Origin of the sequence: Streptococcus mitis, assembly GCF_008763935.1 — a bacterium.
Taxonomy (GTDB): domain Bacteria; phylum Bacillota; class Bacilli; order Lactobacillales; family Streptococcaceae; genus Streptococcus; species Streptococcus mitis_DB.
Genome location: NZ_VTQF01000001.1, coordinates 439,670 through 456,075, shown reverse-complemented (window position 1 = coordinate 456,075; position 16,406 = coordinate 439,670). Strand labels below are relative to the sequence as shown.

13 protein-coding genes and 1 tRNA gene are annotated in these 16,406 nt (G+C 35.4%); all 14 read right to left on the bottom strand.

Annotation, left to right across the window (positions count from 1 at the left end; genetic code table 11):
- Positions 1-50 precede the first annotated feature (50 nt).
- Complete coding sequence (smc, locus tag F9B91_RS02170; protein ID WP_150922388.1) at positions 51-3,590, bottom strand: chromosome segregation protein SMC; 3,540 nt, start codon at positions 3,588-3,590, stop codon at positions 51-53.
- A complete protein-coding gene (rnc, locus tag F9B91_RS02165) occupies positions 3,581-4,279 on the bottom strand; it encodes a ribonuclease III (protein WP_000661487.1) in 699 nt (232 codons plus the stop codon). The genes smc and rnc overlap by 10 nt, the downstream gene beginning before the upstream one ends.
- 183 nt (positions 4,280-4,462) lie before the next feature.
- A tRNA-Arg gene (locus tag F9B91_RS02160) sits at positions 4,463-4,534 on the bottom strand.
- A gap of 66 nt (positions 4,535-4,600) precedes the next feature.
- Complete coding sequence (locus F9B91_RS02155; RefSeq protein WP_045611803.1) at positions 4,601-5,587, bottom strand: GMP reductase; 987 nt, start codon at positions 5,585-5,587, stop codon at positions 4,601-4,603.
- A 173-nt stretch (positions 5,588-5,760) separates the two neighbouring features.
- The gene (locus tag F9B91_RS02150) at positions 5,761-7,077 is read right to left on the bottom strand and encodes an McrC family protein (RefSeq protein WP_191962396.1); all 1,317 of its coding nucleotides are present in this window, start codon (positions 7,075-7,077) and stop codon (positions 5,761-5,763) included.
- Complete coding sequence (locus F9B91_RS02145) at positions 7,064-8,560, bottom strand: McrB family protein (protein WP_225306540.1); 1,497 nt, start codon at positions 8,558-8,560, stop codon at positions 7,064-7,066. Before F9B91_RS02145 ends, F9B91_RS02150 begins: the two co-directional genes overlap by 14 nt.
- Before the next feature lie 428 nt (positions 8,561-8,988).
- On the bottom strand, positions 8,989-9,243 hold the full coding sequence (locus tag F9B91_RS02140; RefSeq protein WP_150922386.1) for a hypothetical protein: 255 nt from the start codon (positions 9,241-9,243) through the stop codon (positions 8,989-8,991).
- A 50-nt stretch (positions 9,244-9,293) separates the two neighbouring features.
- The gene (locus F9B91_RS02135) at positions 9,294-9,824 is read right to left on the bottom strand and encodes a hypothetical protein (protein ID WP_150922385.1); all 531 of its coding nucleotides are present in this window, start codon (positions 9,822-9,824) and stop codon (positions 9,294-9,296) included.
- 19 nt (positions 9,825-9,843) lie between these two features.
- Positions 9,844-12,477 carry an AAA family ATPase gene (locus F9B91_RS02130; protein ID WP_191962388.1) on the bottom strand — a complete coding sequence of 878 codons (2,634 nt, stop codon included), beginning with the start codon at positions 12,475-12,477 and terminating at the stop codon, positions 9,844-9,846.
- Between the two features lie 11 nt (positions 12,478-12,488).
- A complete protein-coding gene (locus F9B91_RS02125) occupies positions 12,489-12,719 on the bottom strand; it encodes a hypothetical protein (RefSeq protein WP_150922384.1) in 231 nt (76 codons plus the stop codon).
- A gap of 71 nt (positions 12,720-12,790) precedes the next feature.
- Positions 12,791-13,741 carry a helix-turn-helix transcriptional regulator gene (locus tag F9B91_RS02120; protein WP_150922446.1) on the bottom strand — a complete coding sequence of 317 codons (951 nt, stop codon included), beginning with the start codon at positions 13,739-13,741 and terminating at the stop codon, positions 12,791-12,793.
- A gap of 28 nt (positions 13,742-13,769) precedes the next feature.
- A complete protein-coding gene (locus tag F9B91_RS02115; RefSeq protein ID WP_150922383.1) occupies positions 13,770-15,191 on the bottom strand; it encodes a hypothetical protein in 1,422 nt (473 codons plus the stop codon).
- Between the two features lie 229 nt (positions 15,192-15,420).
- Entirely contained in the window at positions 15,421-15,687 is a 267-nt protein-coding gene (locus tag F9B91_RS02110; protein WP_150922382.1) for a hypothetical protein, read from the bottom strand.
- A complete protein-coding gene (locus F9B91_RS02105) occupies positions 15,674-16,378 on the bottom strand; it encodes an HAD family hydrolase (RefSeq protein WP_150922381.1) in 705 nt (234 codons plus the stop codon). Before F9B91_RS02105 ends, F9B91_RS02110 begins: the two co-directional genes overlap by 14 nt.
- Positions 16,379-16,406 lie beyond the last annotated feature (28 nt).

Below are 16,406 nucleotides of genomic sequence, written 5' to 3'. Positions count from 1 at the left end.
ATGTTAGTTTTAAAAAATAGCATCCCCTAAGAGATGCTATCGTTTGGTAACTAGTCTACTGTTTCTTCCAAATCTTTTAACTTGACCGAAACAATTTTTGACACACCTGATTCTTGCATGGTCACTCCATAGATAGAATCAGCCGCTACCATGGTTCCCTTACGGTGTGTCACAACGATAAACTGGCTGTCCTTGTCAAAACGGTTGAGGTAATCTCCAAAGCGTTTAACATTGGCTTCGTCCAGCGCAGCCTCTACCTCATCCAAGATAACAAACGGGATAGTCTTAACTCGGATAATGGAGAAGAGCAAGGCAAGAGCCGATAGGGCTTTTTCCCCTCCACTCATGAGATTAAGAGACTGGATTTTCTTGCCTGGTGGTTGAACAGAAATCTCAACACCAGCTGTCAGCAGGTCTCCCTCAGTCAAAATCAGGTCTGCTTGACCTCCACCAAACATCTGCTTGAAGGTCACTTTAAAGGACTCACGAATAGCTTCAAAGGTGGATTTAAAGCGTTCCTTGACCTCATCATTCATCTCTGTGATGGTCTCAAGGAGCAAGTTTTTCGCTGACAAAATATCATCACGTTGGCTATTCAAGAAATCCAAACGATTGTAAACCTCTTCGTACTGGTCAATAGCTTCCAAGTTGACAGGACCCAGTGAGCGAATAGCCTTCTCTAAATCCTGCACCTCTTGCTCTGCCAGATTGAGGTTTTCCAATTCATGTGCCTTTTCTAGTGCTTCAGTATAGCTAATCTGATACTGGTCTGTTAATTGACTTTGTAGATGGCGCAAGCGCTCGCTGACCTTTTCTTTCTTGGCTTCAGCACGAGTTTGCTTGCGAATCCACTCTTCATTCTGCTGGCGAGCCTGATCCAAATGACTGGCAATATCATCCAGCTGACCTTCTATATCATCCAACTCAAACTGCTTGCGAATCAAACCTTGTTGGAGATTTGTTTTCTGAGTTTTGGATTCTTCTACCTGTTGACTGAGCAAATCTGTATCAACTTTCTCAAGATTGTCAACCTTTTCTTGAAGAAGACGCTGGATTTCCTCTTGTTCTATATCTAAATTGTCCAATTCTTTGCCTAAACGCTCAATATCAGCTACTTCATAACGTTTTTGCCCTTGCAGTTCTGTCTTAAGCAAGCGAGCTTGCGCTACCTGTTCTTGCAAGTTCTGATAACGTTCTTGGATGGCATTTTTGTTAGACTTAATCTCTTCAATCTCAGCTTCCAGATTTTGCTTGTCACTGGAAATAGTAGCAAGGCGCTCTTGGCATTTTTCCTTATCTGCTTGCCAATCTCCCTCAGTAAGACGATTTAATTCCTCTTCTTGGAGTTTCCAAAGAGTTTCTAGCTCTTCAACTTGCTGACTAGTTTGCTGATAAGCGAGGGACAAACCTTGCTCCTGAATACGAGCCTGCTCTCCTTGAGATTTGATAGCTTCTAAACTTTCTGTCAATCTAGCCATCTCATCTTGCAAGGTCTTCAAAGTCGCCTCTTCTGAACGAAGACTTGCTTCTTCTTCAGCAATTTCTTTTTGTAATTGCTCCAGTTCTGGCTTGATAAAAATGCTGTTATTCTGGCGATTGGCACCACCTGCATAAGAACCACCTGTGCGCAACTCTGTTCCATCCAATGTCACCATACGAACCTGATAACGAACCTGGCGAGCTGCTGCACGCGCATGTTCCACACTATCAAAAATAGCTGTCGTTGCTAGCAAGTTTTTGAAAATGGCTTCTAGTCTCTTATCAAACGACACCAACTCATCTGCCATGCCAAGGAAGCCTGGACTTGCTGCGATAGCATCTTGATTCTGACTAGAAATCGTACGAGCCTTGATAGTCGTCAAAGGAAGGAAGGTTGCACGACCGGCTCTGTTTCGTTTAAGGAAATCAATCGCCTTGGTTGCCGCGTTTTCATCTTCTACGATGATATGCTGACTACTGGCTCCAAGTGCAATCTCCAGAGCAGTTTGATAATGCACATCAAAGATCAGGTGCTCACTGACTGCCCCAATTATTCCACCAAGACGGTCTTTTTCTTGGAGGACACTCTTGACACCTGCATAAAAGTTACTATGATTTCTAAGGATATTTTCCAAACTTTGGGCTCTGGCCTGTTTGTTTTTGAGATTATCCAGACGATCAAAGAGTTGACTTTGTTGAGCTTGATAGGAAGTTTTCTGCTCCTCTTGCTCCTTGGCACAGATTTGATAGTCGGCCAATAATTTCTGAACCTGCTCCTTGGCAGTTTCAAGCTCATTCCTTTGCTGACTTGCCTTTTCTTTAGCTGTAGCCAACTGTTCTTTCAGCTTTTCTAGTTGATCTGCTTGTTTTTGAGAAAGCTGACGACTATTTTCCAGCTCATTCTCAATACGAGTCAGTTGGTTTGAGACATCCGCTTCTTCCTGTAAAAGCGCCACAAAGCGTTCACGCAAGAGCTCAATCATCTGATCAGGATCATCTGAAAAAGCCAGTAATTCAGCTTCTAAACGATTGAGTTTTTGATTATTTTTGATTAGATTTTCCTCTAAGAGGGCTAAAGAGCTTTCCTTATCAGATTTTTCTTTGCTGAGTGAATTTCTCTTATCCTCCAAAGCAGCCAAACGAGCTTGTGCTTCCTGTTGATTCAGGGCTACTTGCTCAGATTCCAGTTTCGATAGGGCTAATTTTCTCTCTAAATCACTAATCAGACTGGTCAAATCCATCAAACTGCCTTGGTCTTTGGACATTTCAGCCTGTAAATCTTGGCGTTGCTTTTTAAGAGCTTGATTTTCTTCTTCTAATTTTTCACGCTTTTGGTAGTAGCTCGTCAAGAGTTCCTGAACCTGAGTCAACTCTTCTTCTGTCGAGTCTAGTTCAGCCTTATTTTCCTTGATTTGAGCAACCAGCACATCTAAATAAATAGCCTTGCGTTGACCTTCCAAGTCTAAAAACTTACGGGCATTCTCAGCTTGCTTCTCAAGAGGTTTGATTTGATTATCCAACTCGTAGATAATGTCTTCAAGACGATCCAGATTATCCTGAGTTTGTTGCAATTTGCTCTCAGTCTCTTTTCTACGAGTCTTGTATTTCAAAACTCCAGCAGCTTCTTCAAAAATAGCTCGGCGTTCCTCAGGCTTGGAATTAAAAATCTCCTCAACCTTCCCTTGGGAAATGATGGAGAAGGAATCTCGTCCCAATCCAGTATCCAAGAAAAGGTCATGAATATCACGCAGACGGACTTTCTTGCCGTCAATCTTGTATTCGCTATCTCCGCTACGATAGATATGGCGTTCTACCCTGATTTCTTGACCTGCATCCTTGATAAATCCATCATGATTATCCAGAGTCACAACTACAGAAGCATAATTGAGCGGTTTGCGACTTTCAGTTCCAGCAAAAATGACGTCCGGCATCTTGCCCCCACGGAGACTCTTAACACTTGACTCCCCCAAAGCCCAACGCAGACTTTCTGTAATATTCGACTTTCCAGATCCATTGGGTCCAACAACTGCCGTCACACCTTGGTCAAAGACGACCTTGGTCTTATCAGCAAAAGACTTGAATCCCTGAATTTCGATTTCCTTTAAATACATGAATCCAGCCCTTTCTCAACGGCATTTTTGGCAGCTTCCTGCTCTGCTAGTTTCTTAGAACGACCTTGACCTTGACCAATGCTCTTACCTTCGACAAGAACTTCTACATCAAAGACCTTATCGTGGGCAGGACCCGTTTCAGAAATCACCTGATAACGAATAGCCACATCGCCATTGACCTGAAGTAACTCTTGGAGATGGGTTTTGTAGTCTGTAATCATCTCAAATTCGCCTGCTTCAACCTTAGGAATCATGACTTGATAGATAAATTCCTTGACCTTGGCCACATCCTTGTCCAAAAGAAGGGCACCAAGAAAGGCTTCAAAGGCATCACCAAGAATGGTATCACGATTGCGTCCACCAGACTTTTCTTCCCCTTTACCAAGTTTGATAAACTGATCAAACTGGCAATCACGCGCAAAACCAGCCAAACTTTCCTCGCGGACAATCATGGCACGGAGTTTAGACAAGTCACCCTCAGGCTTTTTAGGATATTTTTTATACAGATATTCTGAAATCAATAACTGTAGAACAGCGTCTCCTAAAAATTCCAAGCGTTCATTGTGTGAAATTTTTAAGAGGCGGTGCTCATTGGCATAACTCGTATGAGTAAAGGCAGTCTCCAGTAAATTTTTGTCTGCAAATTCGATTGCAAAATGGTTCTTTAGTACAGTTTGTAATTCTTTCATACCAACCTCTTTCTAACTGATAACAGTCCTTTTTATTATATCAAAAAAAGCCCCCTGAGTCACTCTAAAACGGGACTGGAAGAGATTTGGGTATTCTTTAGAATAATGTTTTCAGTTTTAGAGGCAAATTTGGGGAAAGATAAAGAAAAAAGCCCTATTAAAGGCTTTTTTAGGATGTTTACATCCACCCTGAGGGAATCGAACCCCCATCTCAAGAACCGGAATCTTACGTGATATCCATTACACTAAGGGTGGAAACTTGTTTTATTATAACAAAAATTTGCTCTAATAACAAGTTTTTTTCTAGACGGATAGCCCGTCTTAGTGGGAAGCATCCCCATTCCAAATAGAGTTTTTCACGATAACATAATCAACGTGTTTAAGGTCAGCAACTTGACGTCCACCTGCGTATGAAATAGCACTTTGAAGGTCTTGTTCCATCTCAGTTAAAGTGTCTTGTAGATGGCCTTTTGCAGGAAGCAAGATACGTTTGCCTTCCACATTTTTGTAAGCACCTTTTTGATATTGTGAGGCTGAACCGTAATATTCTTTGAACTGTTCACCATCGACTTCAATCGTTTTTCCTGGACTTTCGATGTGTCCTGCAAAGAGGGAACCAATCATGACCATGCTGGCACCGAAGCGGATAGACTTGGCAATATCACCGTGAGTACGAATTCCTCCATCAGCAATAATCGGTTTACGTGCAGCCTTAGCACACCAGCGAAGAGCAGCCAATTGCCAACCACCTGTACCAAAACCAGTCTTGACCTTGGTGATACAAACCTTACCAGGACCGATACCAACCTTAGTAGCATCCGCACCAGCATTTTCCAATTCACGCACAGCTTCTGGTGTTCCCACATTTCCAGCAATAACAAAAGTATCTGGCAATTCTTTCTTGATGTGTAGAATCATTGAAATCACGCTATCTGCATGACCATGAGCGATGTCAATCGTGATATATTCTGGAGCATCAGCCTTAAGCTGGCTAACGAAATCATACTCATAGTCCTTAACACCGACAGAGATAGAAGCAATAAGTCCTTGATCGTGCATTCGTTTAATAAAAGGAATGCGCCCCGCTTCATCAAAACGATGCATAATATAGAAGTAACCACCTTTAGCCAGTTGCTCTGCTACATTTTCATCTAAAATCGTCTGCATATTAGCTGGCACAACAGGTAGTTTAAAGGTGTGCTTTCCTAAAGTGACACTTGTATCCGCTTCTGCACGGCTTTTAATGACACATTTATTTGGAATCAATTGAATATCTTCGTAATCAAAAATTGGAAATTCATTTAACATATCGATGTCTCGTTTCTTTTGTAATGACCTACCTATGCTCTCGCATCACTACGCCTTTTCCGACGTTTCCTTAATTAATTATAAATCAAAGTACAGTTTTTGTCAAATAATTTTATAAATTAAAATATATTGTTCGGATTTTATTGTATAAATAACAAAAGAAAGAGGAGAGATTATTTTCTCTCCACTTCTTTAGTAATATTCCTTTTAAAACTTTCTTCGGAGTTTTCCAGCATTTCACAAAATTCACGATAAGATGAAGACTTCTGAGGAATTTGGATAGACCATTTCTTCAACAAAGCTCCATAACCTACTAGCTTTCCTATCTCATTATCAACAACCTTGTCCTTGCTCGGAAAAACAAGACCAGCCTTCTCAGCTTTTAAAATATAAGAATAGGAAATCAGCTGGAATAAGTCCTCACGGTTGATCCCTTTTTCAGTGAACTCTAGTTTTTTATATTTAGCATCTAGAACAATCTTTCGTTCTCTATCATAAAAATCTGGATATACTTTCCGTTTCCCAACAGAAAATACCGAAATACCACCTAATTTTTCTTTATTCCGTGGATGGATGAAATCTTTTGGCAACAAGGTATGAACATACTCTTCCCAAAGCCAGGCAACATCAAAAAGAATACCATGAATTTTTTGATCTTGATACCCTAAGCCGTGCTTTTCTTGGTTTAGGATCATCAGACAAAGTTCTTGTAACTTTCTGTACTCGTGAAAGTATGCATGACGTATAGGTTTAGATTGATTTCCCCAAATAATCTTAGCACGATCAGCTAGTTTATAAGAGGGCGTTACACGCACGATTTCAGCTACGGTTTCACGACTAGTTGAGAGATTATCTAGTACCCCTTGACCAATACTTTTCTGGTTCTTAATGTATTCAATAGTATGACGGACCAACTGCATGAGAGGATTATCATAGGTAAACTCTCTCGTTGTATAGGCAATATTTCCCGTGAAAGGAAGATTTTTCTTGAGATGACTTCCTACATCAATCACTCCCTTAACATGACTGTCGTTATGAGAAAATCGATGGTATTCCTTATAAAGACCTTTTCGAATAGCAGCTTGTAGATACTTGGGGAAGAGATACATCAAAAGTTGATAAAGCCTCTCTTCACGAGACAAAGCAACATCTAAACTAGTGAGATTGATATGAAGAACCTTGTGTAAGAGATAATGCAAAAAATGGTCATTACTCTCATCAGAAAAGCGAGAAGAAATCGTTAATCTTTCCTGATCACACCCCAAAAAACCAATCACATTTCCAGTCTTGATTTTCTGATTAATTGTTTCAAAGATTTTTTGGTCCTTTTCTAAGTCAGGAGAATTCTTCAAATCATTTGGAAAAATGAAAACACGTTCATCTTGGGATAGACTTTCCAAGGTTCTGTCTAAAAGAAGATTGCTTAGTTTAGGATATTCTTCAACAAATTCTTCTTTAACAATCTTGTGTTGATTATCAGTGATCCGCATCATCGTTTTCATCGCCTTCATGGTCATCAGCTACTGCCTGATCTTGTTGCTCATTCTTTGTCAGATCAAATGCCTGCTTCAATGTTTCAAGAATTTCAGCTTCTTCATAAGAACCACGTACATAATCTTCCAAAAGCGGTTTGAGATAATCAGACCAGAGTAATTCATAGTCAAAATCTACATCCTGCAAGTTAAGAAAATAACTTGGTCCGATATGATAATGACTGTTTAACTCCTGAACATTTTCGATAGCAGCATTTAAGTTTCTAAGACGAAGTTTTGCTTCTTCTGCATTATCTTTGAGTTCTTTATCTAGCATTCCTAACTGACTTTCAGCTGTTATTTCTACAAAACGGAAGCGACGACGCATTGCAAAATCAAAGGTGTCCACTGAGCGATCAATATCATTCATGGTTCCGATAATATAGACATTGTCAGGGATATAAAATTTCTCATCACTTTCATGTAAATTAGTATATTGTGTAGATACACTTCCCTTTTCACCACGATAGCCTTTATCAACTGAGAAAAAGAGTTCTCCAAAAATCTTAGAAATCTCACCACGGTTGATTTCATCGATGATGAATACAAAATTATCTTGACCTCCGGTTTTCTTAGCGGCTTTAGCTTTCTGACAAAACTTCTTAAAAATGCCATCTTGGAGCTTAAACTCAATAGCTCCATCACCATTTGATACCGGTCTCAACCCCTCTACAAAATCCGTATAGTCATAAGATGGGTGAAACTGAACAAAATCTATTTGATTAATTTCATCCTGTGACAGAGTATTGATATCATTAGTTCTACCATTAGACACAATATTTGCAGCAATTTGTTTAGAAAGATAGGTTTTACCAGTTCCTGGTGCACCCCGGAATACTACGTTTTTAGCAGAAAGTACGAGCTTTGAAAAAATACTTATATGACCATCTAAATGTAGTGTAGCTGAGTTAATTCCCATAGGTTTCTTTTTACCTTCTTTCTCTGTATAAACTAAAATAAATTTATCACCATCTTTACCAAATCTCTTCAAGCATTCATGTACAAACATGAGAGTTGAAAATACATTCCAACAGTAAAAAACAAAATTTTCACCATTATTACATTCATACTTTAAGTATTCTATACTATTTCTATTTCCTTTAAAATCATCAATACTAGAAAATAAGCCTTGAATCATATCACTAGTTGGATTATATTGGCAAATTGGAAATTTTTCCCTCTCTTCTTTTGACAGTTTGAGTAATTGCTTTTCATATATTTGACAAGATAAGCGAGGTAACACTTGATTAGATTTTTTTCTTTCAAATTTTTTTTGAATTCTTCGAATTATTTCTCCATTTGAACTTACAAAATATGCATCAAAAAATTCATATGTATCTCCCAAACTCAAATCTGTAATTGTAAAATTCCCATCCGTTGAATATATATTGTCTTTCGTTATTTGTAATTCATATTTTGTATTAGAATCATCCATATTCATTTCTCACTTTCTTAGGTTCAATTTTTAAAGATTATGTAACAATTATTTCACATAATATATCTTCTGGAATAAATATATAAAGGCTTTAACTAAAAGTACTAACTCACTGCACTGCACTGCAGTTGGTTTGATTATTATTACTATAGTCTAATTGATTATTTACAGTATCAATTATTTCTATGATTTTAATTTAAATAATTTTTCATTACAATATTTATCTATATGAAATGATGAACTTAGTGACGCACTCTATAATTCCACCCTATTTATTTAATTTCTTCTGTCATATCGTACTCTTTTATTCTATTATATCATCAACCTTTTGATTTTGTACAAATCAGTCAATATATTTATAGAGATAGAAATTTGTAAATTTTGTTTGTTTTAACATCTTAAAATACTTCCCTATATCATTTAAACTCTAAAAATTAGTCTTCCTGCCAAAAGATATAAGTAGTATTTTCCAAACGGATAATATGCTTAAAATCTAAGAAAGCTGACTCTTCATAATAATCAAGGAGATCAAAGAAAAAATAATCATACTCAATTTTCTTAGAACGTTTGTAAATGTACAAGCTATGAGGATGATTTTCTTTACCCCAAAAATTTATTTCTATATTCTGGATATCCTTCTCTTTATAATGTTTCTCTATAAATTGACTAACAGCTTCAACATATTCCATCACTTACCTCATCTAGTTTATATAGCGTTTATTCTTAAAAATCTAATATTTTAAATATTAAAATCATTACGTTTTGTTTCAATAACTCTCATTGCCGCTTTAACTGCATGAAATTCATCAATCAACTTTCCAAGAAGATGGTAATTTTGTCTAGTTAGTCTTCCGGACATTATTTTTTGGGAAATTTCTAGGAAACTATTTAAATGACTCTCTACACTTAACAACATTTCCTTAGCATCCTTTAAGTAATATTTTCTTGCTAAATTTTCAACTTCTTCCTTGAATGAGTCAACATTATATTCATGAATGGTAATCTTCTTTCCTTCCATAATAACATCATTTGCCTCATAACAAGTAATAAATTTTTGTTCGATTGTATTACATACAAAAATTACCCCATAATCCGAAACATATTTTTTCTCTTCTGGCCGTTGTTCGACCGTCGAATCATAAATAGTTAAGCTAGCAATTTGCCTTCCAACCCATTTAGAAAGAGAGTCTGCATTCACCTCAAACCGTTCCTGAGCTCTTTGTGCAAAATGATCCGTCCATGTATACTGGGGTGCATAAGAAAGTCCCATACTTTTCTCCTTTCATGGATTATCTCTTTAAAACTTCAAAAAGTAATTCAACTCCATCTGAATATACAACTACCTTGTCTCCTTTATTGAGACAACCATTGATAATTAACTCTGACAATGGTGTTTCAACTAATTTTGTAATACCTCTCCTAATTGGGCGAGCGCCGTTTTCAGGATCATATGTCTTTTTAGCAAGTAATTCGATTGCATCTTCGGAAAATTCCAGTTCATAACCACCATCCTTAATGATGTTTACTTCTTTTTCAAGTAATAATTTTGTAATTTGAAGAATTGATTCTTCCGTAAAAGGTTTAAAGGTTACAATTTCATCTATACGATTTAATAATTCTGGACGGAAAAAGTTTTGAACAGCTTCCATCGTCTGTTCTCGAATGGTTTGTTCAGATTGTTCTTGCGTTTCAATTCTTGAAAAACCAACCTTTTTATCTTTTTTAATGGCATTTAAACCTAGATTAGAGGTTAAGATAATAATCGTATCGGTAAAATCAACTTTTTGTCCCATAGCATCCGTTAGGATACCATCATCAAAAACTTGTAACATTAAATCATAGACTTTAGGGTGAGCTTTTTCAATCTCATCAAGAAGTACAACTGCTTTCGGATTTCTTTTAACCGAATTTGTCAAAACTCCTCCTATACCAAATCCCGCGTAACCTGGAGGGGCACCAATTAATTTTGAAACTTCATGCTCTAGTTGATATTCTGACATATCCAATCGAATAAGATCCTCTACTGAAACTGTTAGCTCTTCTGATAATATCTTTGCTGTTTCTGTTTTACCTACGCCACTAGTACCTAGGAACAAAAAGACTCCGATAGGACGTTTAGGATTTCTAAATCCTGTTTTTGAACGAATTACAGCTTCTGCGACCGAATTTGTAGCATCTGATTGGCCAATAACTTTTTCTGCTAAAGTATTTTTTAATTTGGAAAGACGAAGTAATTCTTGTCCCTCAGCTTCTTTTCCAACCTTCATGTCTTGTTCCTTAACTTCAACACCTGCTTTTTGTTCTACTGCTTTCTTTATGTCATCTTTTGAAATTTTAAGCTCATACTTACTAACAGTTAAGTTGTTGCGAGCTCCTAGAAATTCACCAAGTTTATTTTCAAGTCTTTCTCTTATTTCTTCTATAGCCTCCTCATTGTATTCAATAGCTTGTGCTTTTTCCAATTCTTCCTTCAACTCATTGACTTCATTTTGATAGTCTCTAATCAGAGTAACTTCTTGTTTGGCTTCAATCCGGACCAAAGCACCTGCATTATCAATGATTGTAAAGGCGGAGTCGGGCAGTTTTTCTCCTTTTAAATACTTCTTGGCAAGTCTCACCGCTAGTTCGATTGTGTCTTGTTCAAAATTTACATGATGAAAATTTTCATATGCAGGTGCTATTGTCTCAACAATTTTCACTGTATCTTCGATACTTGGTTCCTCTACAATTACTTTCTCAAAGCGACGTACAAAAGCAGTGTCACCTGAAACATATGTATTCCACTCTGACGGGGTGGTTGCTCCAATAATTCGAAAATCTCCCCGTGCCATTAAAGGCTTGAATAAATCTGTTAAATTTTTGGCTCTTCCTAACATATGAATTTCATCAATAAATAAGATAATATCTTTTTCCCGCTTCATTTCTTCTATGAATCTATTGATACCTTCACTTGTATAGGCATTCAGTGTTGCATGCAAATCATTTAAATTAAATTGAAGGATTTTCTTTCCCTTAAGAGATAAAACCTCATCTCTGGAGATACGCATAGCAATACCGTCTACAATAGCCGACTTACCAACGCCTCCATCTCCTAGTAGCACTACATTGTTTTTATCTCTACGTGTGAGGGCAATCTCCACTTTTCGAATCTCATCATCACGTCCGACAACCTCCATTAACTCTCCATTACGAGCCTTCAAAGTGATATCCGTAGCTATATCATTTAAAAGAGAGTAATCGGGATTTGATAATTTAGAGGAGATATGTGCTGCTCTTTTTTCTTTGCTGGCTCTATCTCTCTCCGCTTTTCCATCTGTTAGCACCCGGAATCTAAACCATGAATTTGTAAAAACATCTAGCAATCCATCTTCTGAGTAACTATTTCTACCACTTAACAAGTATTGTTTGTAAATTAAGTGATTTGCATTTGTTTCCTGCTCTTGGGAAATTCCAGATAGAATCCAGTAAGAATCAATGACACCATCAGGAGAATTTTGCAAGCGCATCTCTTCAGCAAAATCAAAGATAGATTTCATATATTCAGACATCGGAAATTCATCACATTCAGCAAAATAGTAGGAAGAAGGAACTTCCTTTATGATTTCTACAGGTGAAGAAGTAATTTGATTATGGATTATTCTTCTTTTAGAAAAAGCTTCTAATTCTTCGCTCTCAATATTGGTACGAGGTCTACTTCCAATCATTTTTCCATTAGCAAATTCCTTTAGCAATTTTCCTTTTGTCAAAGAATGATATCCTAAAGCATAGCCAAGCCCTGTATCACTCACCTCCAATAAGCAAAAAAGAATATCCTGACTCTCCACAACTTTATACTCTTTTTGAAGAATACGATCATGCAAAGCTTCTAGAGCAAGTTTTAATTGGCGACTAACTTTATATTTTACAGTATATTTTTTTGTCATATGATTTCCCCTTACAATAATCTTTTTAGTGTTTCCTTAGCATTTTCATCAAGACATAGTGATTCTGAATACTCACCCTTTACATGCCAAGCAATAAAATTTCCATCTGCTAAGTGTTTTAAATCTGCTAAAGATAGCGAAATCATTTCACCACCAAAATAATCATCATGAAACTCTTCTACTTCTTCTATATTTTTAAACCATTCTATTTGAAACTCAGATTTCATATAAAAGTTACCCATCTATTATTACCTTCTTTCCTTATCTGTATCTCTATTATAAACGAAGAGGTAGACAAAAAATGTCTACCTCTTCATTTTTTATAAATTTTTAATGTTTTTTCAAGAGATTCTTGTATTTCTTTAATCAACTCTGGAGGAGATAAAAGAGTTACTGCTTCACCTTGTCCTAGAATCCATCGTTTGAGACCTGGAGTGTTTTGACTTGTAATTTTTACTTTTATTTCATCATAATTCTCAGAAAGAATTTCATGCTCTGGAAACTGATCTAAAACAATTTCAGCATTTCCTTTATAGATTAAAGTGACATCAATTTTTCTTCCTTCAAAAGCATCTACTTTTTGATTTCGGACATCCCCATCTCTATACTTATACCCATATGAAATCTGTGGTTTTCTTATATGAGATTTACTAAAAGTCTCAATTCTATCAACACGAAACGTTGTATACTTTTCATGTTTCAAATGGTAAGCAACCAGATAAAAATAATGGGCATCATAATAGAGAGAAACAGGAAAAATGATGTGGCTTTTGACATCTTTCAACGGAGCTTTATATTTTATGTCGAGCGTTTGTTCCCTACGAATAGCTTCCGATAAAATCCAAATTGTGTCGATTCTGTCCTTATCATTAGTTAGTGACTTATAGTTTAAACACTCATTTTTAATAATAGCTTCTATCTCTTCTTTTTCTTCGCTTGAGAGTAAAGATAGAAGATCTTCGAGCAATGAATTTAGTTCGAATTTGTTTAGTGCATGATTCTCCAAAAGAATTTTTGAAATTACCAAAATATCCTTTTTATTAAAAGTTGTTTTACCAATCAAACGATAGGTATTATCTGAAGTATCGAATTTTATCTCTGTATTATGTATATGCTGATCTTGCAAAAAACTTTTCAAAGTACTTATATATCTTTGTGCAGTCCTATTATCAATCTCAAATTCTTTACTTAATTGAGCTTTTGATAGCCTCTGACCAGCTTGTAAACGGAGAAAGATTGTTAAAAGTCGTTCTTGTGGTTTCATATTAGACATTTAAGTCACTCCATTAGTCTTAATCTTCTTTCTCAGTTATCAAGTCAAAAATATCTCTAAAAGCTAATTCCTTTAGGAGTTCCAAAGCCTTAAAGTCACGAACTGAGATTACATTACCAGAGGTTATCCCACCACCCTGTTGGCTTGTTTGACAATAAAAGAAATGAGATTCAAGATCTTGCAAAAAATTGTCTTTAACTCCAACTTCTTCAAATATTTTATTAAATAATTTCTCCCAAGCTCTATCGTATTTACGAAACACAAATAATGGTTTCTGAGGGTTCTCATTTACTAAATATTTATAGATTCTTCTTAGGACAATATAAGCACCTAAACGAGATAGGTCTGAATTAAGAAGAATCTTCTCTCCAATATCATTGTTACCTAATTTTGGATCTTTACATGAGAAAGGATATATTTCTAAGTTACATATTTTTTCAGCTATTTTACGAGCTTTTTTACGTTCCTCAGTATTTTCAGCGCCTGGTTCATCATTTAACTCTCTCATGTTTTTTCCATCTATTCCCAATAATTGGGCGTAGTATTGTGCTATATAATAATATTTTTCAGACAGAACCGGTTTTTTACTATTGCTATTTTTTTTTAGTATGTACTCTTCTTTAAAAAACTCCTCTTCTTCGGCAAACAAACTATCTAATTCACTCGACAAGTTACTTTGGTCGCTATAAATTATATTAGTAATTTCTTCATCTTCAATTTTGTCCAATTTATATCGTTCTTTTATGATATCTTTTGTATCAGGCATATCATCTCTTGAGTAATCTTTTAATATACTTTGTATCTTCTCAACTGATTTTTTACTACTACTATCTTCATTTAATAACTTATAGGTTTTTCCAAAATATTCTACTAAGTCTATACTCTCTAACCCTTTGTCAATGTCACTATCTTCATATTCTCCTAGGTATCCCCTAGGATTCTCCATGCAGTGGAAGATAACAGCGTTGTCAATATCTCCATGAAAATGGGTTGGAATTTGATAACGCATATTTACATGTTTATTTTTATCCGTAACTTCCTCTTTAATTTGAGGTTTTTGATTCGACTTTTCCCATGGTTTTTTCCACTGTTCATCTTTTTCCAAAATATCTAACCAAGAAAAATCATTATTAGAATCAGGATTATTAATACTATTTACAAATTCTTTAATTAAACTAGAGTCTTCATCTTCTTTTTTGTGCCAAGGGCTAAATAATCTTAAAAATTCATCTTTAGATTTATCTTTATCTTTTAATACTTTGTATAAAATTTCTTTAGGTTTACCTTTATCTAATAATGCCTGAATAAAAACTTCTTCTATAACATCTTTTAATTTTGTTCTTTTTTCTTCATTTAGTTCTTCTTTATCTCTACCTTGTATAGAATCTAAGGCATCTTGTAACGATTTTTTTAATAATTCTAAAAGTTCCTTTTTCGACATGGATCTATCCTCAATATTATTATTTTTATGTTAATTTCATCAACAATATCATTTTACCACATTATATAGACAATTAATGTCTATATATAAAATTTTATCAACTTAAATAGTATTTTCCAACTGATGTACGATTAGTTAACTAAAATATTAAATCAATATTTTTGTAAAACAATCAAATTCTTACACACTGTTTTCTAACAAGTAGTATCTTATGTGCCAGTTAGAAAAATTAATACTCTTTCCAAAATACATAGGAACTGTTCTCTAAGTTAACAATCTGTTTAAAAGGTGTAGAATCATCCACTACATAAGAATCAATAGTATCAAAATTAAAGAAATCACAATCAAAGTCTTCAGATTGTTTCTGAATTTCTAAAAAATATCGAGAATATTTTTCAGAATCTCTTATTCCTATTTCTATACTTTCAATACGGTCGAGATCTTCTTTTTGATAGTAATTTTCTATAAATTGATTCGCAGCTTTAATAAATTCCATGATTGACCTCATCTAGTTTATAAATCACATCTTTTCTTTCGATAATGATCTTACAATCTAGTTTCTCTTTTGTAATCTTGTCCAACAATTTCTTATTTGGATTTATTGCTGTAGGAAAGCCTACAGATTGAAGCATTGTAAAATCACCAGTTGTATCTCCATAAGCGTAGGATTTTTCGAAATCAATAAACAATTTTTTTAAGACTTGTAATTTTGAAGCTGAATCCCACATAGGAATCACTTCTCCAGTATACTTACTATCAAGTTGAAGATAATTTGTTGCATACCAGAGATCTGCGCCCAATTTTTCGGCCATTTTTGAGACTAAGAAATCAGGAGAACCTGAAATAAATATGATTTGGTGCCCCTGTTCCTTATGCCATTTGATCCGATCACGAGTGTATCGATAAAGTTTTTTACTTTCTTTTTCAATAACTTTTTTAGCGACAAAATCAATATCAAGTACATCTTTATCTGCAATATATTTTGTATAAAGTGTTGCAGCAATATAGAGATAGTCATCATAGTCTAGTTCTCTATTTTCCCAAGCATTTTTGTGAAATTTAATTTCAGCATTGACACTATTTGGAAATACATCATAGGAAACACACTTTTCCATATGCTTTAAAAGTAAGGAGTCTCTAAAAATTGTTCCGTCAATATCAAATATAGCTGCTATTGGTTTATTCATATGTTTCCTTTCTAGTTTCCAAAATAAT

Coding starts and splice junctions, on each gene's coding strand:
- rnc (WP_000661487.1), bottom strand. CDS start 4,279: ATGAAAGAATTACAAACTGTACTAAAGAACCATTTTGCAATCGAATTT.
- F9B91_RS02120 (WP_150922446.1), bottom strand. CDS start 13,741: ATGAAACCACAAGAACGACTTTTAACAATCTTTCTCCGTTTACAAGCT.
- F9B91_RS02110 (WP_150922382.1), bottom strand. CDS start 15,687: ATGGAATTTATTAAAGCTGCGAATCAATTTATAGAAAATTACTATCAA.
- F9B91_RS02125 (WP_150922384.1), bottom strand. CDS start 12,719: ATGGGTAACTTTTATATGAAATCTGAGTTTCAAATAGAATGGTTTAAA.
- F9B91_RS02145 (WP_225306540.1), bottom strand. CDS start 8,560: ATGAATATGGATGATTCTAATACAAAATATGAATTACAAATAACGAAA.
- F9B91_RS02135 (WP_150922385.1), bottom strand. CDS start 9,824: ATGGGACTTTCTTATGCACCCCAGTATACATGGACGGATCATTTTGCA.
- F9B91_RS02115 (WP_150922383.1), bottom strand. CDS start 15,191: ATGTCGAAAAAGGAACTTTTAGAATTATTAAAAAAATCGTTACAAGAT.
- F9B91_RS02155 (WP_045611803.1), bottom strand. CDS start 5,587: ATGTTAAATGAATTTCCAATTTTTGATTACGAAGATATTCAATTGATT.
- F9B91_RS02150 (WP_191962396.1), bottom strand. CDS start 7,077: ATGCGGATCACTGATAATCAACACAAGATTGTTAAAGAAGAATTTGTT.
- F9B91_RS02105 (WP_150922381.1), bottom strand. CDS start 16,378: ATGAATAAACCAATAGCAGCTATATTTGATATTGACGGAACAATTTTT.
- smc (WP_150922388.1), bottom strand. CDS start 3,590: ATGTATTTAAAGGAAATCGAAATTCAGGGATTCAAGTCTTTTGCTGAT.
- F9B91_RS02140 (WP_150922386.1), bottom strand. CDS start 9,243: ATGGAATATGTTGAAGCTGTTAGTCAATTTATAGAGAAACATTATAAA.
- F9B91_RS02130 (WP_191962388.1), bottom strand. CDS start 12,477: ATGACAAAAAAATATACTGTAAAATATAAAGTTAGTCGCCAATTAAAA.